Annotated in this window: 16 protein-coding genes and 2 pseudogenes; 6 read left to right on the plus strand and 12 right to left on the minus strand. The window is 70.4% G+C overall.

The window, feature by feature from the left end; genetic code table 11:
- Nucleotides 1-18: 18 nt before the first annotated feature.
- Together J2S55_RS40620 and J2S55_RS40625 are read left to right on the plus strand one after the other, a co-directional pair.
- Nucleotides 19-417, plus strand: a complete 399-nt coding sequence (locus J2S55_RS40620; protein ID WP_306875806.1) for a recombinase family protein — start codon at nucleotides 19-21, stop codon at nucleotides 415-417.
- Nucleotides 418-540: 123 nt separating this feature from the next.
- Nucleotides 541-2,625 (plus strand): prolyl oligopeptidase family serine peptidase, encoded by a 2,085-nt coding sequence (locus J2S55_RS40625; protein ID WP_306872266.1) that lies wholly within the window; start codon nucleotides 541-543, stop codon nucleotides 2,623-2,625.
- Nucleotides 2,626-2,673: 48 nt separating this feature from the next.
- On the opposite strand, the gene J2S55_RS40630 is transcribed toward J2S55_RS40625, so the two are convergent.
- The 4 genes and pseudogenes from J2S55_RS40630 to J2S55_RS40645 form a co-directional block, all read right to left on the minus strand.
- The gene (locus J2S55_RS40630; RefSeq protein WP_306875809.1) at nucleotides 2,674-3,570 is read right to left on the minus strand and encodes a Tn3 family transposase; all 897 of its coding nucleotides are present in this window, start codon (nucleotides 3,568-3,570) and stop codon (nucleotides 2,674-2,676) included.
- Nucleotides 3,465-4,004: pseudogene (locus J2S55_RS40635) on the minus strand (Tn3 family transposase). Before J2S55_RS40635 ends, J2S55_RS40630 begins: the two are co-directional and overlap by 106 nt.
- 10 nt (nucleotides 4,005-4,014) lie before the next feature.
- On the minus strand, nucleotides 4,015-5,118 hold the full coding sequence (locus J2S55_RS40640; protein ID WP_306872268.1) for a hypothetical protein: 1,104 nt from the start codon (nucleotides 5,116-5,118) through the stop codon (nucleotides 4,015-4,017).
- A 111-nt stretch (nucleotides 5,119-5,229) separates the two neighbouring features.
- Nucleotides 5,230-5,499 (minus strand): Tn3 family transposase, encoded by a 270-nt coding sequence (locus J2S55_RS40645; RefSeq protein ID WP_306872271.1) that lies wholly within the window; start codon nucleotides 5,497-5,499, stop codon nucleotides 5,230-5,232.
- Between the two features lie 46 nt (nucleotides 5,500-5,545).
- Here J2S55_RS40645 and J2S55_RS40650 point away from each other — a divergent pair, with 46 nt between their 5' ends.
- Nucleotides 5,546-6,115 carry a S1 RNA-binding domain-containing protein gene (locus tag J2S55_RS40650; protein ID WP_306872273.1) on the plus strand — a complete coding sequence of 190 codons (570 nt, stop codon included), beginning with the start codon at nucleotides 5,546-5,548 and terminating at the stop codon, nucleotides 6,113-6,115.
- 97 nt (nucleotides 6,116-6,212) lie between these two features.
- Here J2S55_RS40650 and J2S55_RS40655 read toward each other — a convergent pair whose 3' ends face one another.
- The 7 genes from J2S55_RS40655 to J2S55_RS40685 all read right to left on the minus strand — a co-directional run bounded on the left by J2S55_RS40655 (nucleotide 6,213) and on the right by J2S55_RS40685 (nucleotide 9,950).
- A complete protein-coding gene (locus tag J2S55_RS40655) occupies nucleotides 6,213-6,461 on the minus strand; it encodes a hypothetical protein (RefSeq protein ID WP_306875932.1) in 249 nt (82 codons plus the stop codon).
- Nucleotides 6,455-6,754 carry a DUF4158 domain-containing protein gene (locus J2S55_RS40660; RefSeq protein ID WP_306872275.1) on the minus strand — a complete coding sequence of 100 codons (300 nt, stop codon included), beginning with the start codon at nucleotides 6,752-6,754 and terminating at the stop codon, nucleotides 6,455-6,457. Before J2S55_RS40660 ends, J2S55_RS40655 begins: the two co-directional genes overlap by 7 nt.
- A gap of 286 nt (nucleotides 6,755-7,040) precedes the next feature.
- A complete protein-coding gene (locus tag J2S55_RS40665) occupies nucleotides 7,041-7,472 on the minus strand; it encodes a hypothetical protein (RefSeq protein ID WP_306872276.1) in 432 nt (143 codons plus the stop codon).
- Between the two features lie 86 nt (nucleotides 7,473-7,558).
- Nucleotides 7,559-7,741, minus strand: coding sequence for a helix-turn-helix domain-containing protein (locus J2S55_RS40670; protein ID WP_306872278.1), 183 nt, complete (start codon nucleotides 7,739-7,741; stop codon nucleotides 7,559-7,561).
- Nucleotides 7,742-8,002: 261 nt separating this feature from the next.
- Nucleotides 8,003-9,313: a protein kinase family protein gene (locus J2S55_RS40675; protein WP_306872279.1), complete on the minus strand. Its 1,311-nt coding sequence runs from the start codon at nucleotides 9,311-9,313 to the stop codon at nucleotides 8,003-8,005.
- Entirely contained in the window at nucleotides 9,310-9,606 is a 297-nt protein-coding gene (locus tag J2S55_RS40680; RefSeq protein ID WP_306872282.1) for a hypothetical protein, read from the minus strand. The genes J2S55_RS40675 and J2S55_RS40680 overlap by 4 nt, the downstream gene beginning before the upstream one ends.
- A gap of 173 nt (nucleotides 9,607-9,779) precedes the next feature.
- Entirely contained in the window at nucleotides 9,780-9,950 is a 171-nt protein-coding gene (locus tag J2S55_RS40685) for a hypothetical protein (protein WP_306872284.1), read from the minus strand.
- A gap of 183 nt (nucleotides 9,951-10,133) precedes the next feature.
- On the opposite strand from J2S55_RS40685, the gene J2S55_RS40690 reads away from it, so the two are divergent.
- A complete protein-coding gene (locus J2S55_RS40690; protein WP_306872286.1) occupies nucleotides 10,134-11,111 on the plus strand; it encodes a hypothetical protein in 978 nt (325 codons plus the stop codon).
- 26 nt (nucleotides 11,112-11,137) lie between these two features.
- Nucleotides 11,138-11,871: pseudogene (locus tag J2S55_RS40695) on the plus strand (Tn3 family transposase).
- 213 nt (nucleotides 11,872-12,084) lie between these two features.
- Here J2S55_RS40695 and J2S55_RS40700 read toward each other — a convergent pair.
- Nucleotides 12,085-12,669 (minus strand): DinB family protein, encoded by a 585-nt coding sequence (locus J2S55_RS40700; protein WP_306872289.1) that lies wholly within the window; start codon nucleotides 12,667-12,669, stop codon nucleotides 12,085-12,087.
- A 47-nt stretch (nucleotides 12,670-12,716) separates the two neighbouring features.
- On the opposite strand from J2S55_RS40700, the gene J2S55_RS40705 reads away from it, so the two are divergent.
- Nucleotides 12,717-12,848 (plus strand): hypothetical protein, encoded by a 132-nt coding sequence (locus tag J2S55_RS40705; protein ID WP_306872292.1) that lies wholly within the window; start codon nucleotides 12,717-12,719, stop codon nucleotides 12,846-12,848.
- Nucleotides 12,849-12,889 lie beyond the last annotated feature (41 nt).

Here is a 12,889-nt window from a genome sequence, read left to right on the forward strand (position 1 = left end):
GCGGCGCTGGCCGACCTGATCGCCATGGTCGGCGAGCTGCGCCGCCGCGAGATCGGCTTCGCCTCCCTGCATGAGAGCCTCGACACCACCACCCCGGGCGGGCGCCTGGTCTTCCACGTCTTCGCCGCGCTGGCCGAGTTCATCCGCGAACTCATCGTCGCCGGCACCCGCGAGGGCCTGGCCGCCGCCCGGGCCCGCGGCCGGATCGGCGGCCCGCCCACCGTGGTCACCCCCGACCTGCTGCGGGCGGCCCGGGACCTGCTGCCCAACCCCGAACACTCCATCACCTCGATCGCGCGCCTGCTCGGCGTGAGCCCCGGCACGCTCTACAACCACATCCCGGAGCTGCGCGAGCTGCGAGCCAGCCGACCGGCGGCACTGGAAGGGGGGCAGACCAAGTACGCCGGAAAGGGTTAATAGGGCTGGTCAGAGGCTGTGACTGTTGCTTACTCGGCATGGCCCGTCAGGCGAGCCCGGCGGAGGGGCGCGTGATCCAATGTCCGATGAGTCACTGGATCTCCGGCATATGATCATGCGCATATGAGTGACATCACCGAACCCCCGATCGCCCGGGTGGACGTCGTGCGCGAGACCCTCCACGGCATCACACTCGAGGACCCCTACCGGTGGATGGAAACCGGAGGCGAGGAGTTCCGCCACTGGCTGGACGGCCAGGCCAGGCACGCCCGTGAGCACCTGGACGCCCTGCCGCACCGCTCCGGCCTGCTGACCCGGATCTGTGAACTGGGCGGTGCGCTCACGCGGTGCTTCGGCCTGGCGATGGCAGCCGACAGGGTCTTCGCCCTGGTGCGCGAGCCGGATGCCCGCGTGCCGGTGCTGACGGTGACCGAGGCCGACGGAGCGCGCAGGGTCCTGTTCGATCCCGGCACGGTGCCCGGCGACGGGCACCACGCCATCGACTGGTACGTGCCCTCCCCCGATGGCCGCCACGTCGCCTGCGCCGTCTCCGCCTCCGGCTCGGAGGACAGCTCCATCCGCGTGATCGACGCCGATTCCGGCGCCCTCCGGGAGACGGTCCCGCCTACGACGCGTTTCGCCTTCCTGAGCTGGCTGGAGGACGGCCAGTCGTTCGTCTATCACCGCTACGTGGAGCAGCACCGCTTGGACAGCCGCTCCTTCCTGCATCACCTGGGCGCCGACCCGGCGCAGGACACGGTGGTGCTGGCCCGCGGCCTCAACCCCTACATCGAGCTGACCCCGCAGGACCGGCCTTTCCTGGTGGTGCCACCACACGGCGAGTGGATGCTGGCGATCATCTCCCACGGCGCGCTCAGCCCCTGGCCCTGGACCAGCGAGCAGCTGAGCGACTGCACGCTGTATGTGGCGCCGCGCGCCGGGCTGGCCGACCCGGACGCCTGCCCGTGGCGGAAGGTCACGGACGTGGCGGACGGCGTAACCGCCTTCGCCACCAGCCACGACACCCTCTACCTGGTCTCCCACCGGGACGCGCCGCGCTCCCGCGTGCTGGCCGTTCCGCTTGCCGCACCCGATCTGTCCCGAGCCCGGGTGGTCGTGCCCGCGGGTGAGCGGGCGGTGGAGACGGTGCGGGTGGTGGGCGACCGGCTGCTGGTGCGCGATCTCGACGGCGGCGTCAGCCGGATACGGCACGTGCCCCTGTCCGGCGGCGAGCCCGCCGACCTCCCGATGCCGGTGGACGGCGCCATCCTGGAGTGGACCACCCACCCCGAGCGGCCCGAAGCCCTGCTCCTGGTGGCCGGCTGGACCGACGCGCCACGGCTCTACCGCTACGACGGCCGGTCCCTCCAGGACACCGGGCTGGCGCCCCGCTCACCGGTGGACTTCGGCGACGTGCACGCCCGCACCCTGTACGCGCCCGCGCAGGACGGGACGCCGATCCCGCTCACCGTCATCCACCACAAGGACCTGGAGCTGGACGGCGACAACCCGGCCGTGCTCACCGGCTACGGCTCCCACGGGTTCATCGACCTGCCGGAGTTCCGTCCCGAGATGCTCGCCTGGTACGAGCGTGGCGGCGTCTACGCCGTCGCGCACCTGCGCGGCGGCGGCACCTACGGCCGCGAATGGCACGAGGCCGGGCGCGGCGAGCGCAAGGAGGCCACCATCACGGACTTCATCGACTGCGCCGAACACCTCATCGCCCTCGGCTACACCCGTCCGGGACGGCTGGCCGCCGAGGGCGCCAGCAGCGGCGGCATCCCCACCGGCGGCGCGCTGGTGCGCCGCCCCGATCTGTGGGCGGCCATGGCGATGCACATGCCGACGGTGAACGCCACGCGCAACGAGTTCACCGAGAGCGGGCCGATCAACGTGCCCGAGTTCGGCAGCGTCACCACCGAGGAGGGCCTGCGTGCCCTGCTGATCATCGACGCCTACCTGCGGGTTCGCGACGGCGTGCCGTACCCGGCGGTGCTGCTGACCACCGGCCTGCGCGACGCGCGGGTACCGCCGTGGCAGCCGGCGAAGCTGGCCGCCCGCCTGCAGGCGGCCACGGCCTCCGGCCGGCCGGTGCTGCTGCGCGTCGAGGAGCACGGCGGCCATGGCGCCGGCTCGACCCGAGACCAGGAGCAGGCACTGCTCGCCGATGTGCTGGCCTTTGTCCTGCACGCGTCCGACGGGTCATGATGACGACAGACACGTCGGGTACGGCACGCGCACGCCCCATCAGCCACGTCACGGCCCGGTCGATCCCGGGCTGCGTGTGACGCTCAACTTCCATCCCGACCGCCTGATGGGCGAGCTGGCGGTCCTCGACAGGCCGGCAAGGACGGCGTCTACCTGTCCCCGTTCGTCACCGGGACCGGCCACGGGGGGCCTGACCGCCCATCCCGGCCGGGGACCGGTGGCTCTGGGAGAGCCGCATCTTCGGCGGTGCCTACGACGAGGCGCCCGCGCGACAAGGTTGAGCAGGCCGTCACCGCGTGGGTGGCGGCGCGCCGTCACGACGTCGTCTACCGCGGCAAAGCCGTCAAAGGGTCGTGGTGGCGGGCGCTCGGGCGGCAGCCGGGCGGTGACGAGGACCAGGCAGGACTGCAGCAGGTGCAGCGCCAGCATGGAGACCTCGGCGTGCTCGCGGTCGGGGCCGGTGAGCACGCCTTCCTTGCCGTAGAAGATCTTGCCGTTGGCGCCGTTCCAGTTCTCCACCACCTGCAGGCCGCTGTTGATCTGGCGACGCAGGTCCTCGCCGGCCAGGTAGTCGCAGGCGAAGATGGTGCGCACCACCCGGCCGAGCTCCTCCATGGCCCGGTAGACCGGCTGCTTGGGGCCGCCCTTGGCAAAGCGGCGCAGCACCTGCTCGGCCTCGGCGGTACCGAGTCGCAGCGCGGTCGCGTATTTGATCATCTGGTCGTAGTGGCGGCTGATGAGGTCCCAGTCGATGGGCCGCTGCTTGACAATGCGCTCCAGGCGCGGCCAACGGTGCGGGCCTGCCTCGGGCGCATACAGCCGGATCGAGCCGATGGTCTTCAGCCGCGGCAGCAGCCGGAACCCCAGCAGTTCGGTGAAGGCGACCCGACGGTGGAAGCGCCGTGAGTGTCGGTGTAGTTGGCCTGCACGTTCGCGTCGGTGCAGTGCCGCAGCAGGCCCTCGATCATCGCCGCGACCTCGGAGGAGGAGCTTTTCAGCTGGGAGTAGATGCAGGCGCGGCCTTTGTCCACGTGTCAGTGGATCATCACGCCGTAGCCGCCGTAGCGGGCGTGGAACTCCGTCATCAGGTCCGACTCCCACGAGCCGAACCGCTTGGAGTCCGAGGCGGTGGCCGTCGCCTCGCCCCACCAGGCCGTATCCCGCATGGCCAGCGTCTCGTTGACCACGCACGCGATCGCCGCGCGCAGGTTGTCACGGGTGATGTAGGTCGCGCGGACGCGGCGCAGGGCGGCCTCGTCCTCGCCGTGCTCGCCGGTGGCGGCCATCTGCCGGATGCCCATGTTGGTGCCCAGCGCGAACAGGCACAGCAGCAGCCGCCGGTGCAGGGTGGCCTTGTCCAGTACCTCGCGGCTGGCCACCGAGGAGAACTCATCGGTGAACCGGGTGAGGAACGCGGCGTCCTTGAGGATGTCGAGCAGGTCGATGGTGCCCCAGCGGCGCTGTACTTCGGCCTTGAGCGCGGAAAGGTCCGTCGGCTCGGCCTGCTTGTCCAGCTTGGGCACGCTGATCCACGGCTGGCCGCCGCGGGTGAGTCTCCAGGAACCAGGCTGAACGTTCGTCGGTGGGGTCGAGGTCTGCGCGCGCTGCGGCCGACCAATCGTCGCGTCGCAGGATGGTCAGGTACTGGTTGGCCAGGTGGGTGACATGGGCGTCTAGGACCCGGCGGATCGCGTGATAGCCGTTCCAGGTCTGGCCCATACCATTGTTGTTCGCCATGAGGCTGAGCAGGCGGCCGGTGTGGTCGATGAGGTCATCGTCCGGGTCAGGTGCGGTGATGGCCTCATGGACGTCGGCGGCTTTGGCGACGGCGCCAACGTAGTAGCCGTTGAGGATGTCGCCGTCGATGGCCTCGCGCAACAGCCAAGGGCGGGCGGCGAATCCGCCGACCTGGCACAGAGCCTCGACGATGTAGACCCGGCCCCACCCTGCGGTGCGCCGGGCGAGCCACAGGAGTGCTTGGCCGCCGCCCATCCGCCGTTTCAGCGCGTGTGCCGTCAGGGGACCGAAAGTCTCCGACAGCAGGCCGATGTGCTTGATCAGGTCGATGTCCTGCCCGTCCCAGTCGGACGCGAGCAGGGCGAGGCCGATGATCGTCGAGCATTCGTCAGAGCTGTTGCGGACCAGCCAGCGACCGGTCTCCTGGACTCCTTCGAGGTCGGCGCGCAGCGCGGCTGCAGTGATGTGCTCATTGAAATGGATGGGGACGTCGACGTCGTGGAAGGCCCAGGTCAAGTCTCGTGGGGCGGCGTCGGGGCGCGTGAAAAACGCATCCAGGATCATGGCCGCTCCGGCGCCCTGGCGTCGTCGGTCGTCTTGTGACTCGCGGACCCGCCGGCGATGGGCATCGCTGACCGGGTAGGGCTTGCCGTCATTCGAGAGCGCGGCATCGGGATACAGGCGGTGGAGCCGTAGAGCGTGGTCGTACAGGCTCGTCTGGTTTCCGAGCAGTCCAGGCTTGGGCGTCTCGCTCACAGGCGGATGGAGGACTCGATTCTCTTGATCATGCGTCCAGCATAGGCCACGCGACAAAAGAATGTTCAGGAGCCGGCCCCGGCGCCAGGCTGCCCAGCGAGCGGTGACGTCCTACGGTGAGATCAAGAAGGACAGGCCCAGCTCGTTGAGCTGGGTGGGGTGCAGCGGCCGCCAGCCGCCGTCGAGTTCGGCGAGTTCAGCGTCGATATCGACGTCGATGGTGCCGAACAGGTTGATGTTGTCGCTGCGGCCCGGCGACACGTGCGAGAGGAGTTCGTCGGGGACGTCGCGGCCTTGGGCACGGAGTTCGAGGACGGCGCGGGAGTAGTACTCAGTAGTCCAGGCGGTATCCGGCGTTGCGGTCATGAAGATGACTGCCATTGCAGGTTGATCGCTTGCGGTCGCGTCCGCATGAGAACGTGGGGGCATGCAGCAGCCTGCCCTCAGCAACTCGGAGAAGACCTTCCTGGGCACGTTGCACCGGGGTCAGCACATCGAAGGAAAGGTGATCGAGATCGCTGACTCCGGCGTCACCTTTGTTGATATCGGCGGATTCACCGCGATGATCAACATTCCTGAGCTGTCGTGGCGTTACCTCAGCCACCCCGGTGACGTCGTTTCCGTTGGGCAGCAGGTCACCGCCGAGATTCTTGACGTGGATACCGAACGCGGGCGGGTGGCGCTGTCACTGAAGGCGCTGCAGAATGATCCGTTGACTGAGCTTGAGCGGCAGATCGGCTCGCTTGTCAGTGGACCGGTCACCAAGATCGTGCCGTTCGGGGTCTTCGTTCGCGTGGAGGACAGAGACAACGGCTTCGAGGGTCTCGTGCAGAACACAGAGCTCGCGGGCAACCAGGTGGAGGTGGGCGACATCCTGATGGTGAGGATCAGCTTCGTCGATGTTCCCCGGCGGCGGATCGGCCTGACGCTTGCGCAGACACCAGCTGGTCTCAGTGATGCCGACGAGTCGCCGTCCTTGCGGGCGGCCGCGAGGTAGCCGGCGTAGCGGGACGGTACGGACGAGGTCGGCACGCCCGCAGGGACTTTCCGTCCGCCTGCCCGGTTGACCTCGCGCAGGATCTTCAGGGCGTCCATCAGGTCGGTGGTGCCAGGGCCGCCGGTGAAGTCGACCGCCGCAAGGACCTCGGGGTGAACTGGCGAAGGTAGGAGTAGGAGGAAGCCAGCGCCGAGAGCCGGCCGCGGTCGCGCGGCAGCGGCTTCCACCCTTCTGCGACGATCTCCCTCAGCCGCTGCATCCCGATGCTCTCGCGTGGCATCCCGCCCACCTGCTCATCCGGGACAGACGGGGCAGCCAACACCGGCAAGATCAGCTCCATCAGCACCTGCCGGGCCTCGCCTCGCCGGGCCCGCTCCGCCAGCGCCGCCTCCGTTGCAGCGACGGCGCATCATGCTCCATCGCCCGGTCCAGCAGGAACTGCTCCAACTCCTTCATCGGCGCACTGGCCGGCTTCGGCTGCCGCCACCCCAGATAGCCCGCCACCAGCTTCAGATGATCACTGCGGGGCTGCGGACGACCGTAGAAGTCCAGCACCCCCGGATGCAGCGCGAGCTGGTTCGCCAACCGGATCACCACCGCCCGCGGAGCACCCTGCAGATCATCGATTCCGGCGGTCAAGGCCACAGCCGAGCGCAGCGAAGGGTGCGGCCTTGAGGAGCGGGGAGCGACGGCCATACTCGGGGCCGGTGCGACGGCCAGGCGATGGGCAGGGGCCGGTCCCACTCGACGGAGCTTGGCCCGCGGTCGCCGCGACGCAGCCCCGGCCCGGGTTCCGTCGTCCGCCGGCAGCCGCCGCGGTCGACGACGGATCAGGCCGGGACCCCGGCCGGTGCCTGCCTCTGCTGGGCTTGCCACTGCTCGTGTCGGGCTCTCGTTTCCTTGATGCGGGCGGCCAGACGCTCGATCACCTCGGTGTGTGGTCGACCGCCACGGCGCCGCCTTGGGGGCCGGAGATCTCCACCGCCTTCACCGGCCGCCAGTCCAGATGCATGCGGGCCGGCAGCTCCAGGGCCAGGCGGCCGTTCCGCGGCGTGGTACGCACCTCCTCGGTGCCATCGGGCCGGATGGTCCGCTGGATCTCGACGCCGCCGACCGCGTCGGCGAACGCGGCGGCCACGAGGATGTCGCGGGCCTTCGCGCGCGCCCGCGTAAGGGCCTGCGCAAACTGCGCGAACTCCTCGGGGGCGTCACCGGCCTGGCCGCGTTCGCGCCAGGTGTGCACGGTGCGTTCGCAGCTGCCGGCGAGCTCGGCGGCCGAGGCGATGCTGTGGCCGGCCTGCAAAGCGGCGAGCAAGCCGGCCTGCACCTGCGGGGTGAGCTTGGTCGGTGGGCCCATGAGTCTCATCTCCTTCGTGTCGGGGTTTCCGCAGGGTCCGTCAGCCTCCGGCACGCGTCCACGCGTGCCGGAGGGCCCGCGGTCGCTTACTGGTCGGCGGGCGGTGGCCAGGGCAGGCCGAGCAGGTCGGCGAGCTTGGCGGTGGGGACACGGATGGCGGGCAGGTCGCCGCGGTGGACGGCGTCGTAGGCGGCGTCACGGTGCACGCCGAGCGCCAGGGTGGTCTCGGCGACGGTCATGGTGGCCCGATCGGGCAGAGCGGCAGTCACGAGCGGATCTTTACCGGAAAGGACGCTTAGCGCAGGACCCGATCCGCAGCAGCCGACCAGGGCCCGCCCGGACGCTCTGCAGGCGCCGCCACCGGCCCATTCCTGCAGGTCAGCGTCACGGCACGATCGCGGCGAGACGGTAGCCCCTCACCTTGTGTACCGATACGGCCGTCAGGGACCCCTTCAGCCCTCCGGGAGACCACTGTGGCCGGCACCACCGGATCGACCGCTTCACCGCGTTCACGAAGCTGCCGCGCGCCGTCACCAGCCGTCGCCGGACTGGATGTGACCGCGCCACGCCGACGACGTGATCATGCCCTCCTCCCGCAGCTCCTGCAGCCGTCGGAGCCTGCCCCTGATCTCCCGGTGCCCGAACCCGGACTCACGCAGTACCCGCGCTTCCTCCTCCAAGTCCAGCGCCCGCAGGTCGGCGAGGACGCCGGGGCTGAGCGGCTCGTCACGGTAGGCCACGACGAACGGCGAGCGCATGGCCCGGGTGTGCGACCGCGGATGCGACAACGCGTTGTCGATCAGCCGGAGGTCACCGGCCGCGTCGGTCAGGTAGTTCTCCGTATGCCGGTCCAGGCTGCCGGTGACGTAGTCGAAGACGGCCGCGCGCTCGCGCTGGATCTCGGGAAAGGCCCACCTCCCTCCCCCGCGCGCGTTCTCCACCCACAGCTGCACCGAACCGTGCCCGTACGGGCCGTCCCAGGTCGTGGTGGGCGGCACGAGGTCCCAGCCCAGGCGTTCGCTGAAGCGGTACGACTCGGCCTCGCGGCGCGGCATGCCCGACCTCGGCACCGTCTCCCGGGGGCTGCGGCCGGGCGCCAGCTTGTAGATCGCGTGGCCGCCGTCGTCGAAGGTGATCAGATGGACGCCGTCGTCGCCGGCGTGCGGGTAGGGGGCGATGTCCTTCTCCCGTACCCTGCTCAGCCTGGTCAGCAGGTCGCGTTCGGCGGCGCTGACCGGCCGTCCGGCCGCCCGCTCCTTCGTCAGGGTCCGGGCCTTGCGGGCGTTGCGCACGGGGTGGAGGAGCGTACGGAGGCCCATGGCCAGATCGCGGGCGAGGAAGCGCTCCAGCTCGCGGGCGAAGGTCTGCCAGAAGCGCGTGGCGGAGACCCGTAACGACAGAAGCGCGGACCTGGACTGGAGGGCCGCGGCTCCCCCGCTCACCGCGGCCGCCGCCATCGCCCAGACGAGTACGGCGACCACCCCGCCGGCGAGCGCGATCAGCACCGCCTTCAACGCCTCCACCAACCGCGCCGCCACCTCGTGCGCGTCGGCCAGGGCGTGCAGGGTCGTGCCGACCCTGGACAGGTGACCGGAGCGGTCGTCCTCCTGATCCAGTTCGTCCCAGAACGCGGCCACCGCCTCCATGTGCAGCCCCGCGTTGCCGCCGGCGGCCCGGCCCAGCGACTCGCGCACCAGCGGCGTGACCTGGACGGCGAGCGCCGCCGCGCACTCGCGGTAGGCCGCCGCGCAATCGCGCAGCCGGTCCTCGTCCTGGGTGGGCCAGGGCACGCCGAGCGCCTGGAAGGCGATCTCCAGCGGCGGCGGCAGCATCACCGTCATGAAGGGTCGATCACCGACGCCCGTTCGGCCGCGCGGCGTACGGCGGCCATGTCCCGCAGCCCCGCCCCGGCGCTGACCATGCTCTCGTGCAGCCGCGTGCACGCCTCGCCGACCAGGAGGTTGAGCTCGTCCACTGCCATGCCGAGCACGCCGATGCCCCACGGGGAGCGTCCGCCACCCGCCAGGGAGCCCAGCAGCGCGTCCACGTGCCGCCCGAACAGCTCCGCGGACTCGTCCATGGCGTACGCCGCGTTGGCCATCGACGTGTCGTCCGCCCAGAACTCCCGCGCCATCGCCCTCCGTCCGCCCCGATCGGGGGCCCACCCTACGCGCCGCCGGCGACGAGTGATCGACAACGGGGTGAACGCGCGCCTACCGGTGCATGCCACCTGCCGGAGGCCGGGCCTTCAGCGGTGGCGATGGCCGCCGCGCTCTCCCGGGCCGGGACTTCCAGGACGGCGGTCCGTCACCCGCCGTCCTCGTCGTGCCCCTGCCAGGCGGGACGCAGCTCCGCCCAGGCCCAGGAGCCGAGCGTGGTGCCGGTCGTCGTCGCCGGGGTGCGCGGCTGCTCGGGGACGTACCCCTCCCGCAGTCCCGTCGACATGCCCATGACGGCCTCGACCTGCGTCGGCGACATCCCGGCGCCCGCCAGGACCGGCCTCGGGGAACATCGGTACAGCGGTTAACGCCAAGCCGGTGATCATGGCGTCCAGCACAGGCGGCAGGCCCGGCGGAAGGCTCCCGGTTCTCGGGGCTGGAGCGGCTGCGCCGGCCGCCGACGCGGACGACGGGCACCGCGTTCGCCCGCGCGCTGGAGCGGGTGGACGAGATCGGCGCGTACCGGCTCGGTCGGCTGAAGCTGTCGCAGATCCCGCCGGACCGGACGGCGGCGCTGGCCCGGTACGCGCTGGGGTCGAAGGCGCCGCTGCTGGAACGGGCGCCGGAACCGGAGCGCACGGCGATGCTCACCGCGGCGATGCGGCACCTTGAGGCCAAGGCGATCGATGAGGCCCTGGACCTGTTCCAGGTCCTCATGGCCACCCGGCTGTTGAACACGGCGAAGCGGAAGACGGAGAAGGAGCGGCTGTCCACGCTGCCGCAGCTGGAGAAGGCGTCGCGCACGCTCGCACGGGCGGCGAAGGTGCTGTTCGAGGAGCTGGAGCTGGTCGAGGAGCACGGCGCGGACCTGGACGTGGCCGCGCTGTGGGCGGCGCTGGAGGAAGTCGCCCCGCGCGCCGCTGTGATGACCGCCGCGGCCACGGTGGTCTCGCTGGTGCCCCAGGGCGCGGTCGACCGGGACGCGTACGTGGTGTGCGTGCTGGAGCAGCTGCACCGGGCCCTGAACAACCGCGACGTCTTCGCCTCGCCCTCGTACCGCTGGTCCGACCCGCGGGCCCGTCTGCTGGACGGGCCCGACTGGGATGCGGTCGAGGAGGACGTGCTGGCCGGGCTGAGCCTGGACATGCCCGTCGAGGAGAACTTGGCGGAGCTGGTGCGGGGCCTGGACACCGGGTGGAAGCAGCTCGCCGAGCGCCTGGAAGAGGCGGGGCCGGCGACGAAGGTCTCCATCGAGGTGCAGGACGACGGGCGGGTGAAGCTGAACGTCGACAAGCTCGGCGCGCTCGGCGAACCGAAGTCCCTGACCTGGCTGCGCCGCCGGGTCGAGCGGATGCTCCCGAAGATCGACCTGCCGGATCTGCTGTTCGAGGTGAACGCCTGGACCGGCTTCCTGGACGCCTTCGTCCACCTCGGGGACGGCACCACCCGGATGAAGGACCTGCCCAGCTCAACGCAGTAAACGACCAGGTCGCGGGCATCGGGCAGATGGTCGTCCCCGGCACCCCGCGCGACTTCCCGCACATCCTGGACGCGCTGCTGAACCTGGACGGCGGGGTCAAGCCGGAGATGGTGGCGACCGACAACGCCTCCTACTCCGACATGGTGTTCGGCCTGTTCAAGATCCTCGGCTACAACTTCTCACCACGGTTCCGCGATCTGGACGACCAGCGGTTCTGGCGGGCCACCATGCCCGGCGTCGAGACGGGTACGTACGGCGCGGTGGAGGACCTGGCGCGCAACCACGTGAACCTGAACAAGGTGATCACGCACTGGCCGGACATGCTGAAGGTCGCCGGTTCCCTGGTCACCAACCAGGTCCGCGCCTACGACCTGCTGCGCATGTTCGGACGCGACGGCCGCCCCACCCCGCTCGGGGCGGCGTTCGCGGAGTACGGGCGGATCGCCAAGACCGAGCACCTGCTGCGCGTGGTCGACCCGGTCGACGGCACCTACCGGAGGAGAGGAACCGGCAGCTCACCGTCCAGGAATCCCGCCACAAGCTGGCCCGGAACGTGTGCCACGGCAAGCGCGGCACCATCCACCAGACGTACCGGGACGGCGTTGAGAACCAGCTCGGCTCGCTCGGCCTGGTCCTCAACGCCATCGTGCTCTGGACGCCCCGTTACATCGACGCCACCGTCGCCCAGCTCCAGGCCGAGGGCCACGATATCCGCGAGGAGGACATCACCCGGCTCCCCCGCTCAAGCACCGCAACCTGAACCTGCTCGGCCGCTACAGCTGCACCGCCTCGACCCCGGCCGCCGGCGCCCTGCACCCGCTGTGCGACCCGGACGCGCCCGAGCTGGACGAGGACGACGAAGGCGTGGACTGAACGCCCACATCGGGTGACGCGGGCATATCAGGTGGCCGGGGTGCTCGGAAATCGCAAGCGCCGGCAGGGGAGCTGATGTCAGGCTGCCTGGTATGTCTAACTAAGCCTTGATTGGTGCGGCCGCCCTGGCGACCTGCTCGATCTTCGCGCGGTAGGCGGCTCGGGCTTCCTCGTCGATTGGCTTCTCGTGTTCGGCGCGCAACCCGGTCCGGCCGTCGAGGCCCTCGCGCAGGATGTCGGCGTGCCCGGCATGCCGGATGGACTCGCTGAGGACATGGAGCATGATGGCGAACAGGTTCGTGTTGGGATAAGGCTCCGGCCACCACGGCACGTGGCCGGGGGCGTCGAGGGGAAGCTCGTTGATCGTCGCGTCCGAGTGGTCCCACGTGCGCCGGTAGAACCCGATGATCTGTTCGCGGGTCTCGTCCTCGGCCGCCCACTGATCGCTGCCGTTGGAGTCCTGCCACCGGGGCAGCGGTTCCGGGGAAGGGCGGTCGAAGACCTCGCCGAAGTACCTGGCCTCGACGGTGGCCACGTGTTTTACCAGGCCGAGGAGGTTGGTCCCGGTCGCTGTCAAAGGTCGGCGGGCGTCGTATTCGGACAAGCCGTCGAGTTTCCAGAGCAGCGCCTTGCGGTCCCGCCGCAGTCTTCCGTGCAGGTTGTCTTTCGCGAATTCATCGATCATGCGGCATGAGCCTGCCATGGGCTGCTCGTGGTCTCAAAATCCCGTACATGGTCCGCAACGACCGGCAGAGCCGAGGCCTGGCCATGGCCGCCGTTGTTCACGTCCACGGACAGCACTGCCTCGGGGCGCAGAGCTGGAGGCCGGCGATGACCGGGCCGGACTACGCGGTGGCCCAGTAGCGGCCCCACGCAAGGTGCTGGACCCCACTGGCCCTTCAGCA

Source organism: Streptosporangium brasiliense (assembly GCF_030811595.1).
Taxonomy (GTDB): domain Bacteria; phylum Actinomycetota; class Actinomycetes; order Streptosporangiales; family Streptosporangiaceae; genus Streptosporangium; species Streptosporangium brasiliense.